The following is a 24,949-nucleotide window of genomic DNA, read 5'->3' as shown; positions in this document are numbered from 1 at the left end:
GGGGACGCGGCCGGTACAGTTGAAGATCGGCCGTCAGTACAACTCTTTGATAGGAAACGACACGTGAAGCTTGCCCTGGACATCGGACTGGTGGTCACCAGCGTCTTGTTGATCGTGTTGGTCCTGCTGCACCGCGGCAAGGGCGGCGGACTCTCGTCGCTGTTCGGCGGCGGCGTGCAGTCGAGTTTGTCCGGCTCCAGTGTTGTGGAGCGAAATCTCGACCGCCTCACCGTGTTCGTCGGCGTCATCTGGCTGATCTTCATCCTCGGCATCGGTCTGGACATCAAACTCTCGTAACTTCGACGGACACGGGCCATGTCCGAGATGCGCGAGTGCGGACCGGCCAGAGATACTTGACGGGTGACTGACAAGCGCCCCAACGTGCCCCGTCCGGAAGCCGGCAGTACCGACCGCGAGCTCACCGAACCACTCCGCGAGGACATCCGGTTGCTCGGCGGCATCCTCGGGCAGATCGTCCGCAAACATGCCGGCGAAGAAACCTTCGAACTGGTCGAGAAAGCACGTGTCGAGTCGTTCCGGATCCGCCGCGACGAAATCGACCGCACCGAACTCGAAGAGCTCTTCCGCGACATCGACGTCCAGGACGCGATCTCGGTCATCCGGGCGTTCAGCCATTTCGCCTTGCTCGCCAACCTCGCCGAGGACATTCATCGTGAGCGTCGTCGCGCGATCCACGTGCGCGCCGGAGATCCTCCGCAGGACTCGAGTCTTGCCGCCACATATTCCAAGCTGTCTGCCGCCGGTCTCACCGACGAGCAGGTGGGATCTGCGTTGGCAGATGCGACCGTGGTGCCGGTGATCACCGCCCACCCCACCGAGACCCGACGTCGCACAGTCTTCGAGGTGCAGCGTCGCATCACCGACCTGATGCGCTTCGCCGGACGTACGGAATTGACACCCGCCGAGCGCGACGAGGTGCACACCGCGCTGAACCGGCAGATCCTCACGCTGTGGGAAACCGCGTTGATCCGACTAGAGCGTCTCCAGATCCAGGATGAGATCGAGGTGGGTCTGCGGTATTACGATGCCGGATTCTTCGAGGTCATTCCCCGGGTCAATGCCGAGCTACGGGCATGGCTCCAAGCGCACTATCCAACTGCGGGCATCGCCGACGATCCGATTCTCCGGATGGGCTCATGGATCGGTGGAGACCGCGACGGCAATCCTTTTGTCACCGGTGAGATCGTGGGCATGGCCACCCGGCGTGCCGCGGAAACCGCTGTGGCCCATCATCTTTCCGAATTGACCACTCTGGCACAGGAATTGAGCCTGACGTCTCGGCTGACCGAGGTCGACGACGAGGTGTTCGCCCTCGGTGGCGTGAAGCGTGGCACCCCCGACGCCGACGAACCCTATCGGCAGGCATTGCGGGCCGTGCGGCGTCGATTGGCGGCAACCGCCGGTTCTTTGTTCGACGATCGTTTCGTGGCCGTCAATGACGGGGGCTTCCCCAAAGACGGTGCCGAGACGTACGACGATGCCGAGCAGTTGCTGGCGGATCTCGACGTCATCGATGCGTCATTGCGCGCGAACGGCGACGACGAACTCGCCGATGACCGCTTGCTGACCCTTCGCGAAGCCGTGCGTGCGTTCGGATTCCACCTTTCCGGGCTGGACATGCGGCAGAACTCGGACATGCACGAGGAGGTGGTGGCCGAACTGCTCGCGTGGGCGGGCGTCCATCATGACTACACGTCGTTGTCCGAGCAGGAGCGGGTCGAGTTGCTGACGGCGGAACTGAGCAACCGTCGACCACTGGTCGGGCCCGGCGCCACACTGTCGGAGCTGGCCGACAAGGAACTGGCGATCGTTCGAGCCGCGGCCTCTGCGGTCGCCGCTTTCGGTCCACAGGCCGTTCCGAACTACGTCATCAGCATGTGCACATCGGTCAGCGATCTGTTCGAGGCGATCGTGTTGCTCAAGGAAGCAGGCCTGTTCGACCCCGGTGATGCGAAGACTCCTCCGACGTCGACCGTCCGGGTCGTCCCTCTCTTCGAGACCATCGAGGATCTACAGCAAGGTGCGGCCACTCTTCTTGCAGCACTGGATGTTCCGCTGTACCGCGCGTTGGTCGAACAGCAGGAAGGCATGCAGGAGATCATGCTCGGATACTCGGACTCCAACAAGGACGGAGGGTATCTCGCCGCGAACTGGGCGCTCTATCGCGCCGAACTCGACCTCGTCGAAGCTGCCAAGAAGGCCGGAATTCGGTTGCGGCTCTTCCACGGCCGGGGCGGCACCGTCGGCCGCGGGGGTGGGCCGAGTTACGACGCGATCCTCGCTCAGCCGCCGGGTGCCGTCCAGGGGTCGCTGCGCATCACCGAGCAGGGTGAGGTGATCGCGGCCAAATACGCCGAACCCGTTGTCGCCCGGCGGAACCTCGAGACGTTGCTGGCCGCGACGATCGAGTCGTCGCTCTTGGACACCGAGGGGCTCGGTGGCGAAGCGGAAGCGGCGTACGCGGTACTTGATGAACTCGCTGCGCTGGCTCGCCAGGCCTACAGCGAACTGGTCCACGAGACACCGGGATTCGTCGAGTATTTCGTGAACTCGACTCCTCTGTCGGAGATTGGGTCGCTGAACATCGGCAGCCGCCCGGCGTCTCGCAAACAAACCGAGAAGATCTCCGACCTCCGCGCCATCCCGTGGGTCCTGTCGTGGTCGCAGGCGCGCGTGATGCTGCCCGGCTGGTACGGCACGGGTTCGGCGTTCGAGCAGTGGGTGGGGGACGACAGCAGCCGGCTGGAGACGTTGTCGGACTACTACGAGCGCTGGCCGTTCTTCCGAACGGTGATGTCGAACATGGCGCAGGTGATGGCCAAGTCGGATCTCGGTCTGGCCGAACGTTATTCGCGACTCGTCCCCGATGAGGACCTGCGTGTCAAGGTCTTCGGGATGATATCTGCCGAGCATGAACGCACAACGTCCATGTACTTCAAGATCACCAAGACCGACGATCTCCTGGCCGACAACCCAGCGCTCAAACGGTCTGTCTTCAACCGGTTTCCGTACCTCGAGCCGCTGAACCATCTCCAGGTGGAGCTGCTGCGGCGTTACCGGGGCGGGGACGACTCCGAGCTGGTCCGCCGCGGCATCCAGCTCACGATGAACGGTCTCGCAACCGCGCTGCGCAACAGCGGCTGATGGCGCGCCGGGCCGGCCGGGCAGGCCGTGACCGGGCGTCCTTCAGTTGCGTGGGGCCGCGTTCAATCGTGCCGCCTGGCGCGTGAGGTGGTCGCGTTCGGGCATGCTGGGCGCCAGTCGCGCGGCGTCGGCGTACAGTCGCGCCGCGGTCGTGATGTCGCCGTCGCGTTCATGAAGGTAGGCGCAGACGGCCGTATACCGGGGCAGTGTGGTGTCGAGCCCAGCAAGAGCGGCCAGCCCGGCTCGGGGTCCGTCCGCTTCGCCTACCGCCACGGCGCGGTTGAGCTCGACGATTGGGCTGTCGGTGAGACGGACCAGTTCGTCGTACCACTCCACGATCTGTATCCAGTCGGTTTCCGAGGCCGATCGGGCGTCGGCGTGCAAGGCGGCGATGGCGGCCTGCGCCTGGAACTCGCCGAGGTTGTCACGGGCGAGCGCGTTCTGGAGCACCTCGACACCCTCGGCGATCATGCTGGTGTTCCAGAGACTCCGATCCTGATCGGCGAGTGGCACCAGGCCGCCGTCTGGGCCGGTGCGTGCCGGTCGCCGGGCGTGGTGGAGCAGCATGAGCGCGAGCAGCCCCGACACCTCCTCATGACGGGTCATCGCGGCGAGCTGGCGGGTCAGGCGAATCGCCTCGCCGGCCAGGTCGACGTCGCCGGAATATCCCTCGTTGAACACCAGGTAGAGAACTCGAAGAACTGTCGCCACGTCACCGGGCTGGTCGAAGCGGACGTCTGACACAGTCCTCTTCGCTCGGCTGATCCGCTGGGCCATCGTTGCCTCGGGGACAAGGTAGGCCTGCGCGATCTGTCGGGTACTCAGGCCGCCGACCGCTCGCAGGGTCAGCGCGACGGCTGACGCCGGCGTGAGAGACGGGTGGGCGCAGAGGAAGTACAGGTAAAGCGTGTCGTCGGCGTCCTGGCCAGGGCCGGGCGCCGGCTCGTTCTCCACGCGGATCTCACGGTCACGCCGAGCGTTTTCCGACCGCACCGAGTCGAGGAACTTGCGCCAGGCGACAGTGACCAGCCAGCCTTTGGGGTCCCGTGGAGGATCCGTCGGCCACAGCTTCGTCGCCTCCACCAAAGCGTCCTGCACGGCGTCCTCGGCCGTCGCGAAGTCGACCCCGCGACGTACGAGAACGCCGGTCACAGCAGGCGTGAGGTTCCGCAGGAGAGCCTCATCCACCGCGTGTCACTCCGTGATCGCGGTGGGTGCGGTGAGAAACGGGCGCACCTCGAGCCACTCGCGAAGGGGTTCACCGCCCGCACCAGGGGCCGCAGACAGTTCGGCGGCGAGCTCGAGAGCACGCTCATAGGTGTCGACGTCGATCGCCATCCAGCCTGCGATCAGGTCCTTGGTCTCAGCGAACGGGCCGTCGGTGACCGGCGGGCGACCCTCACCGTCATATCGCACGAATGTGCCCTCCATCGACAGCGCCTGGCTGTCGACGAACTCACCGTTGCGTTGCAGGCGGGTCGCGAAGTCTTCCATGAACTGCATGTGAGCGGACACCTCCTCGGGCTTCCACTGGTCCATCGGTGTGTCGAACAGCGGTGCCGGGCCACCCCGGTAGTGCTTGAGCAACAGGTACTTGGCCATTGTCTTCTCCCTGGTGGATACGGCCCATTGTGGCCGTTTCACTACGGGGACGGAGTCGGTCGGGTGGTTCTCGACATCGGCTTGTCCATGAATTCAGAAATTGTGCTGGACGGTGTGAGACGATTACGCAAAACAGTCTCAACGCTTGCTCTACCCCCGAGGAGAACCTGTGTCCGCGACACTGCCAGCCCAGCGTGTATCCGTCCCCGGTTTCCCGACGGCCGTCAAGTACGCAGCCGCTCAGAACAACCGGTGGCTCAGGACCGTCCGTCGAGCAGCCGTCAAGACAACTGGTCGCGACCTCTTTCCCACGGACGAACAAATCCGGACATTCGCCGAAGACATGTTCCGCAGCGACCCGGTGGCCGAACGATTTGTCGACGAGGTGTACGGCGAGCTGGGTGCGCCCGCTGCCCGCGCCCTTCTCGACAAGGCCTTGACGGAGGGGCTCGATTCCATCGAGGACCCTCCCGCAGCGATGAAGGCGCTGTTCGAGGAGTTCGAAGCCGTCCCCGACTGGGTGGATCCGGCGATGATCGCCGAAGGGGAGGCCATCTGGCGTCGATGGGGCACCTCGCTGTTCAGCGTGGCGGGCGGCATCACCTTGGAGATGTATACCGAAGCGGCTGTGGCCACCCCGCTGTCGCTGGCGGGCGGGTACGCCGGAGACAACGCCCTACGTAGGTTTCTCGAGACGGCGCGTTTCTGGATCGACGTGTCCGAACCGGACGCCCTGCTCACGCCAGGATCCGCGGGTCGCGCCACGGCCATGCGGGTGCGGGTGATGCACGTGTGGGTGCGCCGAAAGGTCGCCGAGCATCCGGAATGGGACACCGAGCGGTGGGGTGTGCCGATCAGTCAGTCGTACCAGTTGCTGACACTGCTCGGTGGGAGCGTTGTCCCGGCCATGGCCCTCTGGCTGGTGGGGGTGCAGACATCGCCCCGGGAGATCCGCGTGTTGTTGCACTACCAGCGCTATCTCGGCCACCTCCTGGGCGTTCGGATGCAGTGGTATCCCGAATCGATCGCCGATTCGCTTCGGCTCCTGGCGTTGGTCAACTCCACTCGCAGCTACGACGCGGGCGATCACGGCGCCGAACTCATCGAATCGTTTCCAGCCGCATTTGCACCTCGCGATGGTCACACGGGTGTTCGCCGCTTGCGTGAAAAATACAACGCCACAATGTATTCCGCCTACTCGGCGGTTTTCATGATGCCGTGGACGCGCCGCCGCTACAACATGCCGAGCGCGGTGCCCGGGATTGCGTGGATCATCGCGCGACTGCCCGTGGTGGTGCTGATCGAAACCGTCCGCCGGATCTGTCCTCCGTTCGCCCGTCTCCACGAGACGATCATGCGCGAACACCGGGTGAACTGGCACGACGCGCAAATGGAGGGTCGATCGGCCGAATTCGACGCCAGCGGGGGATTGCGCCGCTGATCAGGTGAGCTGCGACGCCGCGTCCGCGTCGACGAACCACACGGTTGCGTCCGTGCCGTGCGCCCCGGCACACGGCCAGTCCAGAGGATCGGCCCCACCGACTCCGGCGGCCACCGCCTCGGCCTTCTCGGCGCCGGACACCAGGAACCAGACCTCGCGGGCCCGGGCGACAGCCGGGAACGTCAGCGTGATCCGAAGCGGCGGTGGCTTGGGTGAGTCCGTGACGGCGACCACGGTGGCGTCGGCTTCGGCAGTTGCCGCACTGTGGGGGAACAGGGAGTTGATGTGCCCCTCACCGCCCATCCCGACCAGGTGGACGTCGAACTCCGGTACCAGATGGCCGTCGCCGGCCTTCGACGACAAGACGGCCGCATAGTCCGCCGCTGCCGCGTCGATGTCGTCGCCGAACTCGCCATCGGACGCAGCCATGACGAACACCCGATCCGGTTGCACCGGAACGTGATCCAGTAGCGCGGCGTAAGCCTGTCCGGCATTGCGTTCGGGGTCGTCGGCGGTGACGAACCGTTCGTCACCCCAGTAGATGTCCACCGCGGACCAGTCGATGTCGCCGGAGTCCTTGGCCAGAGCTTCCAGTAGTGCGATTCCGTTGCTACCCCCGGTCAGCACCACCGATGCGCTTCCGCGCGCTGCCTGCGCCGCGGTGACCGTGGCGATGAACCGGGCTGCCACAGACTCGACAAGCGCGGTCTTGTCAGCACAGTGGATGACCTGCGCATCGGTGGTCATGCGTGCACCTTGTCTTTCGCTCGGGTCAGGCCCTCGACGCCTTGCAGGGCGAGGTGGTAGATCTCGTCCGGATCGAGGCGCCGCAATTCTTCGGCAAGACAGTCACGGATGTCACGACCGGGTAGGGCCACCTTGCCGTCGGGTTTGCCGGGAATGGAGATGATGGCCTGATTGCTCATCCCGACACACAGCACCAATGGACCGGCCTCGCGTTCGAGGGTCACCTTGAAGCTGCCGACCGATCGCGTCACCGGGACCTGGAGAACGGCATGCAACCAGCCTGCGAGCAGGTCGACCGCGGGAGATCCTGCGGGGCCTTCCACCTCAGCCGACACCGCTGCACTGTGCGGCGGTTGATCGAGCGCCGAGGTGAGCAGGGCGCGCCACGGGGTGATCTGCGACCACGCGATGTCCGAGTCGCCGGGGGAGTACGTCCTCAGTCGTTCGGCGAGAGCGGCGGGCACATCGGGAGCCTTGTTGGTGTCGGTGATCCGGCGCCTCCCGAGCTGCCCCATAGGATCGGCGGCAGGATTCTCGGGCGGACGGCCCGGCCACCACGTCACCACCGGTGTGTCCGGCAGCATGAACGGGATGACCACGCTCTCACCGTGATTCGCCAGTTCGCCGTAGAGATGCAGGACCACCACCTCCGAAGCGCCTGCGTCGCCACCGACCCGGATCTGTGCGTCCAGCCGCGACCTCATCCGACGGTCGCCGCACGACACCACGATCACCCGGCAAGGATGCTCGCGACTGGCCTCGTTGGCCGCGTCGATCGCGCCTTCGGTGGGTTCGCCCTCGTCTGAGCAGACGAGCAGGGTCAGGACCCGGCCCGACGTGAAGGCTCCGCCGGCATCACGGATCTTGATGAGTTCCTTGCTGATCGCGGTGGTACTGGTATCGGGCAGTTCGACAATCACGACTGGAACTCCTTCGTCAACATGACTACAACTCCTTGGTCGCCCTCGCAGCGATGCTGCTCCATCTGCCCACGACGATCACGGACGTCGCCACGTCCGTCCGTGCCGGGCCAGCATCTCCTCGGCCGATCTCGGACCCCAGGTGCCCGATTCGTAGCCGTCGGGCTTTCCGTTCGCTGCCCAGTGTTCGAGCACCGGGTCGAGGATCTTCCAGGACAGTTCGACCTCGGCGTTCACCGGGAACAGTGATGGCTCGCCGAGCAGCACATCGAGGATCAGACGCTCGTACGCCTCGGGGGACGACTCGGTGAAGGCCTGTCCGTAACTGAAGTCCATGTTCACGTCTCGGACCTCCATGGACGACCCCGGCACCTTCGACCCGAAACGCAACGTGATGCCTTCGTCCGGTTGGACCCGGATCACCAGTGCATTCTGGCTGAGCTCTTCGGTCATCGTCTGATCGAACGGCAGGTGCGGTGCTCGCTTGAAGACCAAGGCGATCTCGGTGACCCTGCGGCCCAGGCGCTTTCCCGTCCGTAGGTAGAACGGCACGCCTGCCCACCGTCGGCTGTCGACCTCGAGTGCGATGGCAGCGAAGGTCTCGGTGGTCGAGTCCGCGGCAAAGCCCTTCTCGTCCTTGAGCCCCGGCACCTCATCGCTGCCCTGCCAGCCGGCCTCGTACTGTCCGCGTGCGGTGTTCTCGTCGAGCGGCAGGATGTTGCGGGTCGCGGAGAGAACCTTGATCTTCTCGGTCTGCAGCTCGTGTGGTTCGAACGAGATGGGTTCTTCCATCGCGATCAGGGCCATCAGCTGGATCAGGTGGTTCTGGATCACGTCCCGGGCGGCGCCGATGCCGTCGTAGTAGCCGGCGCGGCCTCCGAGTCCGATGTCCTCGGCCATCGTGATCTGCACGTGGTCCACGTAGTGCGAGCTCCACACCGGATCGAACAGTTGATTGGCAAAACGCAGCGCCAAGATGTTCTGCACGGTCTCTTTGCCGAGGTAGTGGTCGATGCGGAACACCGAGTGCTCGGGGAAGACGGTGTTCACCACCGAGTTCAGCTCTTTGGCGCTCTCCAGGTCGTGCCCGAACGGCTTCTCGATGACCACCCGCCGCCAATGGTCGTCGGACTGCTCGGCCAGCCCCGACTTCGACAGCTGCTCGCACACCACAGGGAAAGCCGCCGGTGGGATCGACAGGTAGAAGGCGTGATTGCCCTCGGTTCCGCGCTTCTCGTCGAGTTCGCCGAGGGTGTCCCGGAGCTTCTCGAAGGCCGTGTCATCGTCGAAGGTGCCCTGGACGAAACGGAAGCCTTCGCTGAGCCGTTCCCAGACGTCCTCGCGGAACGGCGTCCGGGAATGAGCACGCACGGCGTCGTGCACCACCTCGGAGAAATCCTCGTGGTCCCAGTCCCGGCGGGCGAAGCCGACCAGCGCGAAACCGGGGGGTAGAAGCCCCCGGTTCGCGAGGTCGTACACCGCGGGCATCAACTTGCGCTTCGCGAGGTCGCCGGTCACGCCGAAGATGACAAGACTGCTGGGCCCGGCGATGCGGGGCAGACGCTTGTCACGGTCGTCGCGCAGCGGATTTGTCCACTGCCCGGCTGCGTCCTTGGCCAATGGATCAGGCCTTCGAGCCGGCTGCCAACTGTTCCGCGGTCGCGTCGAGCAATTCGCCCCACGCCACCTCGAACTTCTCCACGCCCTCGTTCTCCAGCGTCAGGAAGACGTCGGTGAGGTCGATCCCGATCGCCGAGATCGCATCGAACACCTCTTGCGAGGCAGGACCCTGCCCGATGATCGAGTTCGGTTTGACCTTCCCGTGGTCGGCGAAGGCATCCATTGTCTTCTCGGGCATGGTGTTCACCGTTCCCGGGGCCACCAGCTCGCCGACGTAGAGGGTGTCCGGCAGGCTGGGGTCCTTCACGCCCGTCGAAGCCCACAGCGGGCGTTGGGCGTTGGCGCCGGCTGCGGCCAGCGCACGGAAGCGCGGCTGATCCTCGAACACCTTCTGGTAGGCGACGTAGGCGAGCCGGGCGTTGGCCAGTCCGGCCTTACCCTTGAGTGCCGTCGCCTCGTCGCTGCCGATGGCATCGAGTCGCTTGTCGATCTCGGTGTCCACGCGAGAGACGAAGAACGATGCGACCGAGTGGATCTTGGACAGGTCGTGTCCGGCGGCCGACGCCTTCTCGAGACCCTCGATGTAGGCGTCCATGACCAGCTCATAGCGTTCGACCGAGAAGATCAACGTCACGTTCACGCTGATGCCCTCAGCGATGACCTTGGTGATCGCCGGAATGCCCGCCTCGGTCGCCGGGATCTTGATCAGCAGGTTGGGGCGATCGACGATCTTCCACAGTTCCACTGCCTGTGCGACCGTCTGGTCGGCATCGTGGGCGAGGCGGGGGTCGACCTCGATCGACACCCGTCCGTCGACACCCTTGGATGCCTCGTACTGCGGGGCGAGCACGTCGCACGCATTGCGGACGTCGTCCGTGGTGACCGTACGGATGGTGGCATCCACATCGGCGCCCCGTGCCGCCAGCTCGTTGACCTGGTCGTCGTAGGCGTCGCCCTTGGACAATGCCGCCTGGAAGATCGACGGGTTGGTGGTGACACCCACCACCGACTTGGTGGCGATCAGCTCGGCGAGGTTGCCGGACTGGATACGGGTGCGAGAGAGATCGTCGAGCCAGACCGACACCCCGGCCTGGGACAGTGCGGCAAGATTGGCGTTCTGTTCGCTCATTTTGCGCTCCAAATCAATTGTTGTGCAGATCTCATTTGGTTTTTGCGACCGACCGCTCGGCGGCCGCGGTGACGGCCTCGGCGGTGATGCCGAACTTCTCGTAGAGCACCTTGTAGTCGGCCGAGGCGCCGTAGTGCTCGATGGACACGATCTCGCCGGCGTCGCCGACCAGGCGGTACCACGGCATTGCGATGCCGGCTTCGACCACCACTCGGGCCTTCACCGTGGGCGGCAGCACCGAATCGCGGTAGCTGCTGTCCTGCTCGTCGAACCACTCGACGCACGGCATGGACACGACTCGGGCGTTGATTCCCTTGTCCTTCAACGCCTTTTGCGCTTCCACCGCCAGATACACCTCAGAACCGGTGCCGATCAGGATGACCTGAGGATCGCCTTCGGGATCGGAGAGGACGTATCCACCCTTCGCCACGCCGTCCGCCGAGGTTCCCTCGAGGATCGGGATGTTCTGCCGGGTCAGTGCCAGCCCGACCGGATTGTGCCGCCTGGTCATGATGGCCTGCCAGGCGTAGGCCGTCTCGTTGGCATCGCCGGGACGCACCACGTCGAGGTCGGGGATTGCGCGCAGGGCCGCGAGATGCTCGATCGGCTGGTGGGTTGGCCCGTCTTCGCCCAGTCCGATCGAGTCGTGGGTCCACACGTAGATCGGATCGGTCTTCATCAGCGCTGCCAGACGCACGGCGGGGCGCATGTAATCGGCGAACTGGAGGAAGGTTCCGCCGTATGCGCGAGTGGGGCCGTGCCGCACGATGCCCGAGAGGATCGCGCCCATCGCGTGCTCACGGATACCGAAATGCAGCGTGCGCCCGTACGGGTTCGCGCTCCAGTTCTTGGTGCTGATCCCGGTGGGGCCGAAGGACGCGGCTCCGTCCATCGTGGTGTTGTTGCTGCCCGCGAGGTCAGCAGAGCCACCCCACAGTTCGGGCAGAACCGGTCCGAGTGCGGAGAGCACCTTGCCCGAGGCCGATCGGGTGGCCACGTCCTTGTCGCCGACCTCCCACTTGGGGAGGGCATCGGTCCATCCGTCCGGCAGCCCGTTGACGACGAGGCGGTCGAGCAGAGCCTTGCGGTCCGGGTTCACCTCGGCCCACTCGTCGAACGACTTCTCCCAGGCCTTGCGCCGTTCGGCGCCACGATCCACGAGCTGCCGGGTGTGCGCGATGACCTCGTCGGAGACCTCGAAGGTCTTGTCGGGGTCGAAGCCCAAGAGCTTCTTGGTCTCGGCGACCTCATCGTCGCCGAGCGCGCTGCCGTGAGCGCTGCCGGTGTTCATCTTGTTTGGCGCGGGGTAGCCGATGATGGTGCGCAGGACGATGATCGACGGCTTGTCGATCACTGCCTTTGCCTTCTCGACAGCCTCCTCGATCGCGGTGACGTTCTCGCCGCCCTCGACGTGTTGGACGTGCCAACCGTATGCCTCATAGCGAGCGGCGACGTCCTCGGACAGCGCGATGTCGGTGTCGTCCTCGATCGAGATGTGGTTCTTGTCGTAGAACACGATGAGGTTGCCGAGCTGCTGGGTGCCTGCCAGCGAGCTGGCCTCCGACGTGACGCCCTCTTCGATGTCGCCATCGGACGCGATCACGTAGATGTAGTGGTCGAACGCGCTCTGGCCGACCGGGGCATCCGGGTCGAACAGTCCACGCTCGTAGCGCGCGGCCATCGCCATCCCTACCGACGACGCCAATCCCTGACCGAGCGGCCCGGTGGTCATCTCCACACCGCGCGTGTGGCGGTACTCAGGATGGCCGGGCGTCTTGGACTCATAGGTGCGCAGCGCCTTGAGATCGTCGAGCTCGAGGCCGAATCCGCCGAGGTAGAGCTGGATGTACAGCGTCAGGCTCGAGTGACCGCAGGACAGGATGAAGCGGTCGCGGCCCATCCAGTCCGTATCCGTGGGGTCATGCCGCATCACACGCTGGAACAGCGTGTAGGCCAGGGGCGCCAGGCTCATGGCTGTTCCGGGGTGTCCACTGCCGCATTTCTGAACAGCGTCTGCGGCCAGAACGCGCACCGTGTCAACGGCTTTGGTGTCCACCTCGCTCCAGTCAGCAGGGTGTGAGGGCTGTGTTAGCTCGCGAATCTCATCTGTTGCTGACACGATCGTGTGAACTCCTCCAAGCTCGGCTTTCCGTACATGGCAGGCTGCGAACAGCCCACGTCAAGCCTAGACGTCTCCCGGTCCCAAGGCGCGATACGGGACTGAATAATCCTGCGGTTCACCTTCGGGGGCCTGACCGGCGAGGTCAGGCGCGGATCGGACCTCGATTGCCGTTCTGAGGTACCGGCCGTCTACCATTCCCTGTAGTAGATGAGCGAGTCAGGAGATCTAGTGCGGATTGGGGAACGTGTGAGCGGACACGGTTTCGCCTCCTCCCCAGCGTCAGGTGGTGGTCAGGCTCCGCCCATGCAGCGCCCCACCAGCAGGCGCGGGAGGATCTCGGGAACGGCATTGGCCTATCTCGCTCTCACCAAGCCACGGGTCATCGAGTTGCTCCTGGTGGCGACCATCCCCGTGATGCTGCTGGCCGACCGCGGCCGGGTGGACCTGGCCCTGATGGCCTGGACCCTGCTGGGCGGCTGGCTCGGCGCGGCGAGCGCCAACACGCTCAACATGGTGGTCGACGCCGACATCGACCAGAAGATGAAGCGCACCGAACGCCGACCTCTGGCCCGCCACGCGGTGTCCACCAGAAGTGCGCTCATCTTCGGGATCGTGCTGGGCGCGGCATCGTTTGCGGTGTTGTCGACGATGGCGAACCTGCTCAGCGCCCTGTTGGTGATGGCGACGATCGCGTTCTACGTCTTCGTCTACACGATGGTGCTCAAGCGCCGTACGTGGCAGAACGTGGTGTGGGGGGGAGCGGCCGGCTGTATGCCGACCCTGGTCGGCTGGGCTGCCGTCACCGGAAGTCTGAGCTGGCAGCCTGTTGTGCTGTTCATGGTGATCTTCTTCTGGACGCCACCGCACACCTGGGCGCTCGCGATGCGTTACAAGGAGGACTACCGGGCGGCGGGTGTGCCCATGCTCCCCGTCATCGCCACCGAGATCCAGGTCACCCGGCAGATGCTCTTCTACACGTGGGCAACGGTGCTCAGCACGCTGGTTTTGTGTCTGGCCACGGGCTGGATCTACACGGCGGTGGCCCTCGCCGCAGGCGGCTGGTTCATCTTCGTTGTCCACAAGCTCTACCGCGCCACCCTGCGCGGTGAGGAAGTCACCCCGCTCAAGGTCTTCTTGCAGTCCAACGAATACCTCGCGATAGTCTTCTGCGGACTGGCGATCGATTCGGTGATCGGATTGCCGACGCTGACAAGCCTGTTCTGACGGGCACCACCGGCCACTGGCCGGTGCGAGGTGATTTGGGGGAAACATGTCGTACCCGCCTGGGCAGGGTCAGGGGCCCGGTAACAACGACTGGCGGCCGTATTCGGAGCCGACCCAGGTCGGCCAACCCCAGTTCGGCCCGTCGCAGTACGGTCAGCAGCCGCCGCCCGACAACGGTCAGGGCGGCCAGTTCTACGGTCAGCCCGATCCGGGCTACAACCCGTATCAGCCCTACCCGGCTGCCGGCGGACAGTGGGGCCCGCCCCAGCCCCGCAAATCGCGCGCGCCGCTGATCATCGGTCTCGTCGCGGTCGCAGTGCTCGTTGTCGTGGCTGTTGTGGTTGCACTTGTCGTCGCGCTCGGCGGGGGAGGATCGAGTAGCGATCCGGAGTCAGCTGTGGAGGGGTATCTCACGGCGCTGTCCGACGGCGATGCGGCCAAGGCGCTGGACCTGTCCAAGTCGCCGGCATCCGAACTCCTGCTGACCGACGACATCCTGAAACAACAGCAGGAGATCGCCAAGATCTCGGACATCTCGATCGTGGACGTCCAGAAGATGGGCGAGATGGCCACGGTCCAGGCCACCTACCAATTCGGGGACCGCAAGGCCGACGAGAGTTTTGTCCTGCACAAGACCGGGGATTCCTGGCGGCTGGACGACGGCGTCGTCGCTGTGGACATCAGCAGCCTCGGAGGCATCCCAGGGCTCACCGCCTTCGACGTCCCTGTCGACGGCGAGGCCAAGGTGTATGTGTTCCCGGGGCCCGTGAAGTGGGGCAGCGCCGACGAGAACTTCGCGGTTGTGAACGGTAAGGAAAAGGACTTCCCGGTGGCGGGGACGAGTTACGGGTCGTTCCCGGACCTCACTGCTGAACTCAGCGGCAAGGGACAGAACGCGGTGAACACGGCGGTTCAGGCGCACCTCGACGAGTGCGCGCTGTCGGTGCAGGTCGATGCGGCATCGGACAAGCCGGACTGTGGCCAGCGGACCTACGCGTACAACGCCGAGCCCAACTCGGCGAAGTGGACTGCGCCGGCGCAGCTGCCGACGCTCGACTACCGCCTGGGATACGACAACCCGGAGGAAGTGTCGGTCGACGGTGAGATCGCGTGGTCGGTGACCTTCCGTACGAGCGCGTCGGGTTCGCGACCGGCCGAGACCAAGACCGAGACCGTCACCGACTACCTGTACGGCACTGTCGACCTGGCCCAGAACCCGCCGGTGTTCACACCCGAAGGCTGACCTGCCTGACGCCTCAGCTCGCCTGGGGCGTCAGGACCACCGACCCCGTGGTCGCGCGGGCGGCCAGATCGATGTGCGCCTGCCTCGCGTCGGCGAGCGGATACGAATGCGCAATCCGAACGGCGACGCTGCCGTTGGCGATCCCGTCCATCACCTCACCGGCGCGCCACGCAAACTCTTCGGGGTCGGAGGTGAAGTGTTTGAGGGTCGGCCGGGTGACCGACAACGACCCGGCTGCGTTGAGTCGTTGCAGGTCGAAGGGTGGGACCGGTCCGCTGGCCGCCCCGAAGAGAACGACAACTCCCCGGACCGCGGTTGCGGCAAGACTCTGCTCGAACGTGTCTGCACCCACGCCGTCGTAGGCGACGGAAACACCTGCGCCACCGGTGAGGGCGCGGACCTGTTCGGCCACGTGGTCCCCGTATCGCAGTACCTCATCGGCCCCGGCCCGTCGAGACAGGTCCTCCTTCGCGTCGTTCGACACGGTGGTGATGACTCGCAGTCCCCTGGCCTTGGCCATCTGGGTGAGCACCAGGCCTACGCCGCCGGCGCCGGCATGGACGAGGACGGTGTCGCCCGTGCGCGGGTGGGCCGCACCATCGAGCAGGTAATGCGCGGTGATTCCCTGCAGCAGGGCGGACGCCGCGACCTCGTCGGCGATGGTGTCGGGTACGGTCACGGCGCGCGCTGCCGGCACGACGACGAGCTCGGCGTAGCTCGAGGGTGCGTCGCACCACGCGACCCGCTGGCCGACCGATATCGACTCGACATCGGGCGCGACCGCCACGACCTCACCGGCGCCTTCACTGCCCGGGATGAACGGCAGCGTCATCGGATACATACCGGACCGCTGGTAGGTGTCGATGAAGTTCACGCCGATCGCGGCAACACGCACCAGGACCTCACCAGGGCCGGGTTCAGGGTCTGCGGTCTCGACCACATCCATCACTTCGGGCCCACCGTGCTGACTGACCTGGATCGCATGCATGACTCCAGTTGTACCGAGCCCATCAGAGTGTCCGGTTATCGGCCCCGCCGCGGTGCGCAATATGCTGTGACACATGAGCGACCACAAGGGTGTCATCTCGGCCATTTCGAAGTTCGTGGCCCGCGAGGGTGGTTCGGCCACCGCTGTCCTCCAGGGGATCGGCGCTTCAGGCGTCCGCATCACGCTGGTGGGCGGGGCCGGCGGAATCCTGGGCGATCAGGTGGTCCGGGACATGGAGACCGCAAAGCAGATCGTGGAACAGGTCGACGGGGTCGAGATCGGCGAGTGGGATCGCGACCTCACGTCGGCGGTCGATGTCCGTCCCGGGCACTACCGCAAGATGGCCGGCTGGGTGGCGAACACCTAGACGCAGCCGTCCCCTTCCGGAGGGGGCCTCAGACCGCTGCGGCCGTTCGTGGCTCGGCCGGCGACGCCGTCAGTGGATTCCCGGTTGATCGCGGTCGCATTCCCACCCAGAGGGCCGCTGTCGCGGCAACGCAGGCTCCTGCTCCGGCGACGTGCATGACCACCAGCGCCGCGGGGATGTCGGTGAGGTATTGGGTGATCCCGATGACCGCCTGCGCTGCGACCACAGCCACCACCACATAGAGCCGGCGTTTGAGACTGCTCGGAGCGCCGACCGCGAACAGCGCGAAACCGATCGCCAGCAGCAGTGACAGGTAGGCGATCAAGAGATCGGCGTGGAGGTGCACCAGTGTGGTCACCTCGATCTTCAGACGGGGAACCGGCTTGTCGATGCTCTTGTCACCGGCGTGCGGGCCGGCTCCGGTCACCATGGTTCCGGCGATCAGAACTCCGGTCATCACCACAGCTGACAGGACGGTGAGCCACCGGAGGGCAGCCGGCACCACCGGAACGGCTTGCACGTCATCTGGCTCGCGGACCTTCTCGAGCAGGAGTACGGACAGCCACACCATGGCCATCGACAGCAGAAGGTGGATGGCGACCGTCCACCACAGCAGTCCGGTGAGCACGGTGATGCCCCCGACAACGGCCTGAACCACGGTGGACGCCGGCATCAGCCAGGCGTACACGCGAACCTCGTACCTGCGTTGTGCCCTGGTGACCGCGATGACGATCAACGCGGCGGTGAGCACCACCGCGAACGTCAGGAGCCTGTTGCCGAACTCGACGGCCTGATGGATCGCTGCGACTTCAGGGTGCGCGGTGGGTGTGAAGCTTCCCGGGAAGCACTGGGGCCACGTCGGGCATCCCAACCCTGAGGACGTCACGCGAACCACCGATCCGGTGACCGCGATTCCCGCCTGGGTGAGCACCACCGCCAACGCCAGCAGGGTCTGGACGCGGAGCGAGGGGAGGGGGAGCCGGTCGACTAGCCGGACAAACAGGCGGTACACGCCTTCGATGGTAGGGGCAGGACGAATGTGACCTGGGTCCAGGTGAGCATTCAGGTGAAGCGGAAATACCGGACGGCGGCGATGCCTGCCGCGGCGCCCCAGATCGCCAGGACGGCGAGTCCGAACACGTCGACAGAGCCCGCGGTGGCCTGGTGCAGCGCCTCGCTGAGGGCTCCGGATGGAGTGCATCGGGCAAACCACTCGACGAGGTCGGGAACGCGGTCGCCGATCACCACGATGGATCCGATGCCGATGAATGCGAACCACAGCAGATTGGCCAGAGCCAGCACCACCTCGGCTTTGAGCGTGCCTCCGAGGAGCAGTCCCATCGCCGAGAACGCCAGCGTGCCGATCGCGATCGCGATGATGCCGAGCAACAGCCCGCCGATCGACGGTCGCCAGCCCAGTGCTGCACCGATCAGACCAAGCACCACGGCCTGTCCGCTGACCACGATGGCGACTGCGACGGACTTGCCGACGATGACACCCCATCGCGGGAGGGGTGTGGCGCCCAGCCGTTTCAGTGCGCCGTACCGACGGTCGAATCCGACGGCGATCGCCTGACCCGTGAACGCGGTGGACATCACGGCCACGGTCATGATGGCGGGTACGAAGGTGTCCGTACGAGATTCGTCGAAGTCTCCGATCGGCAGGAGACACAGCCCGATCAGCAACGTGATCGGGATGAACATCGTCAGGAGTTGCTGCTCGCCGTTGCGCAGCAGCAACATCAGCTCGATCCGGGACTGCGCCACGATCATCTGACGGATGGGGGCGGGTCTCGGACGTGGGCTGAATGTGCCGGCGGCGAAACGGTTCGGCGTGCTCATCCGCGCATGCCCCGGCCGGTCAGCTCGAGGAACACATCTTCCAGACTCCTGGTCTCGACCCGCAGGTCGGTCGCGAGGACATTGATCTTGGCGCACCACGACGTCACGGTGACCAGCACCTGCGGCGTCACCTGGCCGGTCACCAGGTAACCGCCGGGGGTCACCTCGGTGCACGAATACTCTTCGGGCAGAACAGTTCTGAGCAAAGTAAGGTCCAGTCCCCGTGGTGCTTGGAATCGCAGCTCGTTCTCGGCGCCGCGGCTGGTCAGTTCGGCGGGCGTGCCTTTGGCCACCTCGACACCGTGGTCGATGATGAGCACCTGGTCGGCCAGTTCCTCGGCTTCATCCATCAGGTGGGTCGTGATCAGCACCGAGACCCCGTCGGCGCGCAGGCGATCGATCAGTTCCCACACCATGATCCGGGCGTGGGCGTCCATGCCGGCAGTCGGTTCATCGAGGAACACCACTTCGGGTCGACCCACCAACGCGCAGGCCAGGGCGAGTCGTTGTTGCTGCCCACCGGACAGCCGCCGGTATGAGGTGCGCTGGGCGTCCACGAGTCCGAGGTTCTCCAGGAGCCAGTCCGTGTCGATGGGGTCGGCCGAGTACGACGCGCACAGGCGCAGCATCTCTCCGGCCCGGGCGCCTGGGTACGCTCCGCCACCCTGGAGCATCACACCGATCCGACTTCGCACCTGGTCGTTGTCGGCGAGCGGGTCCAGACCGAGGAGACTCACCTCGCCCTCGTCAGGGGCCTGAAAACCCTCGCAGATCTCGACGGTGGTGGTCTTGCCCGCTCCGTTCGGACCGAGAATTGCCAGGATCTCGCCGCGCTGCAGTTCGAGGTCGAGGCCGCCCACGGCAGTGGTGTCACCGAAGCGTTTGACGAGTCCCTTGACCGACAGCGCGGGTCCATCGACTCCGACGCCGGCGATACCGGGGGCGGACGACGGGCTGCTCACAACCACCAAGAGTAAGCGCCCGTTGGCCCGGCTCGGTACACGGGTGAGACGAATCCGTCGGCGTCGGCGATCAGTCGTCGACCGCGGCAGGTGTCGCCCGTGCGACCTTGGCGCGCCGTCGGCGCTGCCAGGGCATCTCCTCGAAGAACAGGGCTGTGAGAACCGCCACCAACAGGACCGCGGCGACAATCGCCTCGGCCAGCTGGAAGCCGCGGGTGCCCGCCCCGGTGGGCAGCACCACAACGGAGATGATCGCCGAAATCGACACCGAGATGATCCGGAACCACCGTCCCGTCGCCCATGCGGCGAGCGGGATGATGGCCCACAGCAGGTACCACGGCTGCACGAAGGGGAAGAACAGCACGACGGTCCCCATCGCCAACCCCAGTGCGCCGACCGGGTGCAATCGGCCGGCCAGGGCCGCCAGGAGCCAGCGCACGACGAGGACTGCAGCAACCGCCTGCGCGGCCGGGCGCGCGACGTCGAGCATTGCCTGGGTGTGGTCGCCCAGGCCGAGCAAGACCCCGATCCGTCCGGTCGTCACCGACAAGAACGTGGGCATGGACATCCACGAGCGCACCACGTCGCCGGTGGAAAGGGTTTTGGTCCATCCGAACCCGAGACCGGTGCCGACACAGATCGCCACCATCACCGCGACCAGGATGGTGCCGAGGAACGCGGCGGACGCCGACAACGCTCCGAGACTGCGTCTGGACCGCTGCCAGTACTCGCGGGGAGGCGCGTGCCGCAATGCCGGAAGGGTCGCCCCCCACCGGCGGGCCAGCGCGATGCCGACAAATCCGAAGGCCAGGATGGAGGCGATCTTGATCATGCAGGAGGCGGCGATCACGACGGCGCCCGCGATCAGCAGCAGCCCCGCCGGGCTGGGCCACACCGAACCGGGTCTTCGGAGCCGGTCGGGTGAGTCGAGTCCTCGGAAGCACAGTTCCATCCCCGCGAGCATCAGCCCGAGCATCAGGGCTTCGTTGTGGATGCCACCCACCAGATGCAGGATGAGCAGGGGATTCATCGCTCCGAGCCACAACGCGGCCACCGGCGACACCCCGCACCGCTTCGCCAGCCGCGGCAGGGCCCACACGATCAGGCCCACGCCGAACAAGGCAAGCGCCCGATGCGCCACCAGCGCCGCGGGGATGTACTCGCCGGTGACGTGGGTGATGTTGTCGCCGAGCCACAGGAACAGCGGCCCGTAGGGCGCAGGCGTCTCGCGCCACAGGTTGGGGACGGATCTGGTGAAGACGTGGTCGATGCCCAGTCCGGCGGCGGGACTGACGACGTAGGGATCGAGTCCGCGGGCGGCGATCTCGCTCTGCGCGAGGTAGGAGTAGACGTCTTTGCTGAGCATCGGCGGGGCCACGACGAAGGGCATCAGCCAGACCAGCAATGTGCGGTCGGCTTGCCTGCGGGTCATCCGTCGCGGCGGGGCATGCCCTTTCATGACGTCGCCACCCACTCGGCCGACGGCGAATCGGCCGAGGAGAAGCCATGCGAGGACGAGGATCACCGTGCCCGCGAGAGAGAAGGTCAGCGCTGTGGGCCACATTCGCGACGGCAGCGACAGCACGCGAGCACCTGCAAGTGGGTTCTGCAGCACCGGCAGTGCACCGGTCCCCAGTGAGCCGACCAGAACCAGCACCGCGCCGGTTGCGCCGAACAGACGAATCCGCAGCAGTCGCTTGGACTCCTCGCGGTTGAGTGGACCCACCTCGCCCTCGTCGCCGTGCAGTCGCGCGACGGTGAGCCCGTAGTCGCCGGTGGCGTCGCGGTCAGGCGGGCCGTCCCCGTTCCGAAGCCCCAGGTAATCGAGAGATCGGCGGAAACCCGTACGCACAGGGGTCGAGCGGGCCGGCGCGGTTGCCTTCGGCTCGAATTCGGTGACTGTGGTTTCCGGCACAGCAGAGACTGTAGTGGTCGCTCGTGGGCAGCGGCCCGGGCCTGCATGTTCGGTGATCATCGCCGCCTGGATGGTCGCCGAAAGTGGCCCTGGAAGGGTCGGCCCGACCAGGCAAGGGCACCCTTGGTGGAAATCGCCCCGTAATTCGGTAACACTTGTGTTGTGAAAACGGCTCACGACATCTCGCATGCCTCGGACGTGGCATCGATCGACGCTGCGCCGGCAATCCACATCTCGGACGACGTGCACAGCCCGGTGCCGGTCACCCACGACGGACAGACCCGGTCCGCGGTGGTCACCCTCATCCTCGAGCAGGGCCCGGTGACCGCAGGTCACATCTCAGAAGCTCTCGGGATCACTCCCACCGCGGTACGCCGCCATCTCGACGCCATGATCGCCTCGGGCGACGTCGTCGCGACCGCAGCCCCCCGCTACGCCCAACGGGGCCGGGGTCGCCCCGCCAAGCACTTCCAGCTCACCGCCGCAGGTCGTGGCCGTCTCAAGCACGCATACGACGACCTCGCAGGCGCGGTGATGCGGCGTCTGCGGCGGATCGGTGGCGACGCAGCGGTGGAGGACTTCGCCCTCGAGCGGGCCGAGCAGATCGTGGCCGATGTGCCGGTGGCAGGAGATTCTGCCGCCGATCGGGAGGGCACCGCGCAAGAAATCGCCGAAGCATTGACCGAAGCGGGATTTTCTGCGACCACCCGGCGCGTTGGTAATGGTGTGCAGATCTGTCAGCACCACTGCCCGGTCGCACACGTCGCAGCGGAATTCCCTGAGTTCTGCGAGGCCGAAACAGCGGTCTTCACCAAAGTCCTCGGTATACACGTGCAGCGTCTGGCGACCATCGCCAACGGCGACTGCGCATGCACCACTCATGTGCCGCTTGCGAATCCGCAGGTGGCAAATCAGGTCGACGCCCAGCCCGCGTCGGCACCGGCAGCCTCCGGAAGGAGTCACTCATGACGGTCACAGACCCGACACCCACACAGGCAACTGCCGCTGCGGCAGTGCTGACGCAGGAAGAGACGATCGATTCGTTCGGCGCGTACGGGTACGGCTGGGCGGATTCCGACGTCGCGGGCGCCAGCGCCAAGCGCGGCATCTCCGAAGCCGTGGTCGCCGACATCTCGGCGAAGAAGAGCGAGCCCGAATGGATGCTCGCCGCGCGTCTGAAGGCGTTGTCGATCTTCGAGCGCAAGCCCATGCCGAACTGGGGCTCGGACCTCGATGGCATCGACTTCGAGAACATCAAGTACTTCGTCCGCTCCAGCGAGAAGCAGGCAGCGACCTGGGACGACCTGCCCGCGGACATCAAGAACACCTACGACAAGCTCGGCATCCCCGAGGCCGAGAAGCAGCGCCTCGTGTCGGGTGTGGCAGCGCAGTACGAGTCCGAGGTCGTCTACCACTCGATCCGTGAGGATCTCGAGGCCCAGGGTGTGCTGTTCCTCGACACCGACACGGCCCTGCGTGAGCAGCCGGAACTGTTCCAGGAGTACTTCGGAACGGTCATCCCCGCCGGCGACAACAAGTTCTCCGCGCTGAACACCGCCGTCTGGTCCGGTGGCTCCTTCATCTACGTCCCCCCGGGTGTGCACGTCGACATCCCGCTGCAGGCCTACTTCCGGATCAACACCGAGAACATGGGTCAGTTCGAGCGCACCCTGATCATCGTCGACGAAGGTGCATACGTGCACTACGTCGAGGGTTGCACCGCGCCGATCTACAAGACCGACTCGCTGCACTCGGCCGTGGTCGAGATCATCGTGAAGAAGGGTGGTCGCTGCCGGTACACCACCATTCAGAACTGGTCGAACAACGTCTACAACCTGGTCACCAAGCGCGCCAAGGCCGAGGCGGGCGCCACCATGGAGTGGGTCGACGGGAACATCGGCTCGAAGGTCACCATGAAGTACCCGGCCGTATGGATGACCGGCGAGCACGCCAAGGGCGAGGTTCTGTCCGTGGCATTCGCCGGACCGGGCCAGCATCAGGACACCGGTTCCAAGATGGTGCACCTCGCGCCGAACACGTCGTCGAACATCGTCAGCAAGTCGGTTGCCCGCGGTGGTGGCCGGGCTTCCTACCGCGGGCTGGTCCAGATCAACAAGGGCGCGCACGGCAGCCGGTCGACCGTGAAATGCGACGCGTTGCTGGTCGACCAGATCTCGCGCAGCGACACCTACCCGTATGTCGACATCCGCGAGGACGACGTCACGATGGGTCACGAGGCGACCGTCTCCAAGGTCAGCGACGATCAGCTGTTCTACCTGATGAGCCGCGGCCTCACCGAGGACGAGGCCATGGCCATGGTGGTCCGTGGGTTCGTCGAGCCCATCGCCAAGGAACTGCCCATGGAGTACGCCCTCGAACTGAACCGCCTGATCGAGCTGCAGATGGAGGGTTCGGTCGGATGAGTTCTCCCACTGGTGTGGTCGGCGCTGTCTCCGGCGAGAATCAGGGCCCGGCGGTCAACAAGGGTGAGCAGTTCACCTCGTTCGACGTCAACGCATTCGAGATCCCGCGGTCGAAGGACGAGGCCTGGCGCTTCACGCCTTTCCGGCGCCTTCGCGGACTGCACGACGGCTCGGCGCGGCCGACCGGACAGGCCACGGTCGACGTGGACGGTCTGGTGGAGGGATCTCGCGTCGAGACCGTAGGGCGCGACGACGCCCGGCTGGGACAGGGTGGCGTTCCCTTCGATCGCATTGCTGCACAGGCGTATTCGTCGTTCACCGAAGCCACGGTCGTGACCGTGGACAAGGAGACCGAGATCGCCTCACCGATCACGGTCACCATCGACGGCCCGGGCGAGAGCGAGACCGCGTTCGGTCATGTCCAGGTCCGGCTCGGTGCGTTCGCCAAGGCAGTGGTGGTCATCGACCAGCGGGGCAGCGGCACGTACGCCGAGAACATCGAGTTCGTGATCGGCGACAGCGCGCACCTGACCGTGGTGAACATCCACGACTGGGCCGACGACATGGTCCACGTCGCAGCCCACCATTCCCGGCTCGGACGTGACGCGGTGCTCCGGCATTTCGCGGTCAGCCTCGGCGGAGACTTCATCCGGTTGAGCCCGGTGGTCCACTACGACGGTCCCGGCGGCGATGCGGAACTGTGGGGCCTGTACTTCGCCGACGCCGGGCAGCATCTCGAACAGCACCTGCTGGTGGACCACTCGCAGCCGCACTGCCGGTCGAATGTCGTCTACAAGGGCGCGTTGCAGGGTGTGGCAGGGGACCGCAGCCGCGAGGCCCATACCGTGTGGGTCGGCGACGTGCTGATCCGAGCCGAGGCCGAGGGCACCGACACCTTCGAACTCAATCGCAATCTGATCCTCACCGACGGCGCCCGCGCCGACTCCGTTCCCAACCTGGAGATCGAGACCGGCGAGATCGTCGGAGCCGGACACGCAAGTGCCACCGGCCGATTCGACGACGAGCAGCTCTTCTACCTCCAGGCTCGTGGAATTCCCGAGGACCAGGCCCGCCGACTGGTGGTCCGTGGGTTCTTCGGTGAGGTCATCGCCAAGATCGGTGTGCCGGAACTACGCGAGCGTCTCGAGGCGGCTGTGGAAGCCGAACTCGAGGTCGCAGGCGCCTGAGCCGCACCCAGCCCCAACACTTCAGCCCATACCAGCAAGGAATTTGATAACC

General features: G+C 65.6%; 21 protein-coding genes. 9 read left to right on the top strand and 12 right to left on the bottom strand.

Annotation, left to right across the window (positions count from 1 at the left end):
• Positions 1-63 precede the first annotated feature (63 nt).
• Both secG and ppc read left to right on the top strand, forming a co-directional pair.
• Entirely contained in the window at positions 64-297 is a 234-nt protein-coding gene (secG, locus tag CSW57_RS08620; RefSeq protein ID WP_023959413.1) for a preprotein translocase subunit SecG, read from the top strand.
• 63 nt (positions 298-360) lie between these two features.
• Positions 361-3,165, top strand: a complete 2,805-nt coding sequence (gene ppc, locus CSW57_RS08615) for a phosphoenolpyruvate carboxylase (RefSeq protein ID WP_223249125.1) — start codon at positions 361-363, stop codon at positions 3,163-3,165.
• 42 nt (positions 3,166-3,207) lie between these two features.
• On the opposite strand, the gene CSW57_RS08610 is transcribed toward ppc, so the two are convergent.
• A complete protein-coding gene (locus tag CSW57_RS08610) occupies positions 3,208-4,353 on the bottom strand; it encodes an RNA polymerase sigma factor (RefSeq protein ID WP_099382377.1) in 1,146 nt (381 codons plus the stop codon).
• Between the two features lie 6 nt (positions 4,354-4,359).
• Positions 4,360-4,767, bottom strand: a complete 408-nt coding sequence (locus CSW57_RS08605; protein WP_099382376.1) for a YciI family protein — start codon at positions 4,765-4,767, stop codon at positions 4,360-4,362.
• Positions 4,768-4,936: 169 nt separating this feature from the next.
• Here CSW57_RS08605 and CSW57_RS08600 point away from each other — a divergent pair, with 169 nt between their 5' ends.
• Positions 4,937-6,208: an oxygenase MpaB family protein gene (locus tag CSW57_RS08600; RefSeq protein WP_099382375.1), complete on the top strand. Its 1,272-nt coding sequence runs from the start codon at positions 4,937-4,939 to the stop codon at positions 6,206-6,208.
• Here the strand turns inward: CSW57_RS08600 and pgl are convergent, their stop codons facing one another.
• From pgl to tkt, 5 genes are all read right to left on the bottom strand, one after another.
• A complete protein-coding gene (pgl, locus tag CSW57_RS08595) occupies positions 6,209-6,955 on the bottom strand; it encodes a 6-phosphogluconolactonase (RefSeq protein WP_099382374.1) in 747 nt (248 codons plus the stop codon).
• Positions 6,952-7,875, bottom strand: a complete 924-nt coding sequence (locus tag CSW57_RS08590) for a glucose-6-phosphate dehydrogenase assembly protein OpcA (RefSeq protein WP_099382373.1) — start codon at positions 7,873-7,875, stop codon at positions 6,952-6,954. The genes pgl and CSW57_RS08590 overlap by 4 nt, the downstream gene beginning before the upstream one ends.
• Positions 7,876-7,953: 78 nt before the next feature.
• Entirely contained in the window at positions 7,954-9,495 is a 1,542-nt protein-coding gene (gene zwf, locus CSW57_RS08585; protein ID WP_099382372.1) for a glucose-6-phosphate dehydrogenase, read from the bottom strand.
• Positions 9,496-9,499: 4 nt separating this feature from the next.
• On the bottom strand, positions 9,500-10,624 hold the full coding sequence (gene tal, locus CSW57_RS08580; protein ID WP_099382371.1) for a transaldolase: 1,125 nt from the start codon (positions 10,622-10,624) through the stop codon (positions 9,500-9,502).
• 31 nt (positions 10,625-10,655) lie between these two features.
• On the bottom strand, positions 10,656-12,743 hold the full coding sequence (gene tkt / locus CSW57_RS08575; RefSeq protein ID WP_099382370.1) for a transketolase: 2,088 nt from the start codon (positions 12,741-12,743) through the stop codon (positions 10,656-10,658).
• 306 nt (positions 12,744-13,049) lie between these two features.
• Between tkt and CSW57_RS08570 the strand changes: the two genes are divergently transcribed.
• Together CSW57_RS08570 and CSW57_RS08565 are read left to right on the top strand one after the other, a co-directional pair.
• Positions 13,050-13,970: a heme o synthase gene (locus CSW57_RS08570; RefSeq protein WP_099382369.1), complete on the top strand. Its 921-nt coding sequence runs from the start codon at positions 13,050-13,052 to the stop codon at positions 13,968-13,970.
• 46 nt (positions 13,971-14,016) lie between these two features.
• Positions 14,017-15,213: an Rv0361 family membrane protein gene (locus CSW57_RS08565; RefSeq protein WP_099382368.1), complete on the top strand. Its 1,197-nt coding sequence runs from the start codon at positions 14,017-14,019 to the stop codon at positions 15,211-15,213.
• Between the two features lie 13 nt (positions 15,214-15,226).
• Here the strand turns inward: CSW57_RS08565 and CSW57_RS08560 are convergent, their stop codons facing one another.
• The gene (locus CSW57_RS08560; RefSeq protein ID WP_099382367.1) at positions 15,227-16,201 is read right to left on the bottom strand and encodes a quinone oxidoreductase family protein; all 975 of its coding nucleotides are present in this window, start codon (positions 16,199-16,201) and stop codon (positions 15,227-15,229) included.
• Positions 16,202-16,274: 73 nt separating this feature from the next.
• Between CSW57_RS08560 and CSW57_RS08555 the strand changes: the two genes are divergently transcribed.
• Complete coding sequence (locus CSW57_RS08555; RefSeq protein ID WP_099382366.1) at positions 16,275-16,568, top strand: hypothetical protein; 294 nt, start codon at positions 16,275-16,277, stop codon at positions 16,566-16,568.
• A gap of 28 nt (positions 16,569-16,596) precedes the next feature.
• Here CSW57_RS08555 and CSW57_RS08550 read toward each other — a convergent pair whose 3' ends face one another.
• The 4 genes from CSW57_RS08550 to mptB form a co-directional block, all read right to left on the bottom strand.
• The gene (locus CSW57_RS08550) at positions 16,597-17,580 is read right to left on the bottom strand and encodes a COX15/CtaA family protein (protein WP_099382365.1); all 984 of its coding nucleotides are present in this window, start codon (positions 17,578-17,580) and stop codon (positions 16,597-16,599) included.
• Between the two features lie 50 nt (positions 17,581-17,630).
• The gene (locus CSW57_RS08545) at positions 17,631-18,410 is read right to left on the bottom strand and encodes an ABC transporter permease (protein ID WP_023959384.1); all 780 of its coding nucleotides are present in this window, start codon (positions 18,408-18,410) and stop codon (positions 17,631-17,633) included.
• Positions 18,407-19,372 (bottom strand): ABC transporter ATP-binding protein, encoded by a 966-nt coding sequence (locus CSW57_RS08540; RefSeq protein ID WP_062798047.1) that lies wholly within the window; start codon positions 19,370-19,372, stop codon positions 18,407-18,409. Before CSW57_RS08540 ends, CSW57_RS08545 begins: the two co-directional genes overlap by 4 nt.
• 70 nt (positions 19,373-19,442) lie before the next feature.
• The gene (gene mptB / locus CSW57_RS08535) at positions 19,443-21,224 is read right to left on the bottom strand and encodes a polyprenol phosphomannose-dependent alpha 1,6 mannosyltransferase MptB (RefSeq protein ID WP_099382487.1); all 1,782 of its coding nucleotides are present in this window, start codon (positions 21,222-21,224) and stop codon (positions 19,443-19,445) included.
• A 225-nt stretch (positions 21,225-21,449) separates the two neighbouring features.
• Here mptB and CSW57_RS08530 point away from each other — a divergent pair, with 225 nt between their 5' ends.
• Genes CSW57_RS08530 through sufD form a run of 3 tightly spaced genes read left to right on the top strand, consistent with a single transcriptional unit; the run spans position 21,450 to position 24,897 of the window.
• Positions 21,450-22,256 (top strand): helix-turn-helix transcriptional regulator, encoded by an 807-nt coding sequence (locus CSW57_RS08530; protein ID WP_370623927.1) that lies wholly within the window; start codon positions 21,450-21,452, stop codon positions 22,254-22,256.
• Positions 22,253-23,710 (top strand): Fe-S cluster assembly protein SufB, encoded by a 1,458-nt coding sequence (sufB, locus tag CSW57_RS08525; RefSeq protein WP_099382364.1) that lies wholly within the window; start codon positions 22,253-22,255, stop codon positions 23,708-23,710. The genes CSW57_RS08530 and sufB overlap by 4 nt, the downstream gene beginning before the upstream one ends.
• On the top strand, positions 23,707-24,897 hold the full coding sequence (gene sufD / locus CSW57_RS08520; protein ID WP_099382363.1) for a Fe-S cluster assembly protein SufD: 1,191 nt from the start codon (positions 23,707-23,709) through the stop codon (positions 24,895-24,897). Before sufB ends, sufD begins: the two co-directional genes overlap by 4 nt.
• The last annotated feature ends 52 nt before the right edge of the window (positions 24,898-24,949 follow it).

Source organism: Williamsia muralis, assembly GCF_002735905.1.
GTDB lineage: Bacteria > Actinomycetota > Actinomycetes > Mycobacteriales > Mycobacteriaceae > Williamsia > Williamsia muralis_A.
This window is presented reverse-complemented; position numbering and strand designations above follow the sequence as displayed.

Excerpts from the sequence above, each read along its gene's own strand:
- CSW57_RS08605 (WP_099382376.1), bottom strand. The coding sequence starts at position 4,767 with ATGGCCAAGTACCTGTTGCTCAAGCACTACCGGGGTGGCCCGGCACCG.
- pgl (WP_099382374.1), bottom strand. The coding sequence starts at position 6,955 with ATGACCACCGATGCGCAGGTCATCCACTGTGCTGACAAGACCGCGCTT.
- tal (WP_099382371.1), bottom strand. The coding sequence starts at position 10,624 with ATGAGCGAACAGAACGCCAATCTTGCCGCACTGTCCCAGGCCGGGGTG.
- CSW57_RS08570 (WP_099382369.1), top strand. The coding sequence starts at position 13,050 with ATGCAGCGCCCCACCAGCAGGCGCGGGAGGATCTCGGGAACGGCATTG.
- CSW57_RS08565 (WP_099382368.1), top strand. The coding sequence starts at position 14,017 with ATGTCGTACCCGCCTGGGCAGGGTCAGGGGCCCGGTAACAACGACTGG.
- CSW57_RS08560 (WP_099382367.1), bottom strand. The coding sequence starts at position 16,201 with ATGCATGCGATCCAGGTCAGTCAGCACGGTGGGCCCGAAGTGATGGAT.
- CSW57_RS08555 (WP_099382366.1), top strand. The coding sequence starts at position 16,275 with ATGAGCGACCACAAGGGTGTCATCTCGGCCATTTCGAAGTTCGTGGCC.
- CSW57_RS08545 (WP_023959384.1), bottom strand. The coding sequence starts at position 18,410 with ATGAGCACGCCGAACCGTTTCGCCGCCGGCACATTCAGCCCACGTCCG.
- sufB (WP_099382364.1), top strand. The coding sequence starts at position 22,253 with ATGACGGTCACAGACCCGACACCCACACAGGCAACTGCCGCTGCGGCA.
- sufD (WP_099382363.1), top strand. The coding sequence starts at position 23,707 with ATGAGTTCTCCCACTGGTGTGGTCGGCGCTGTCTCCGGCGAGAATCAG.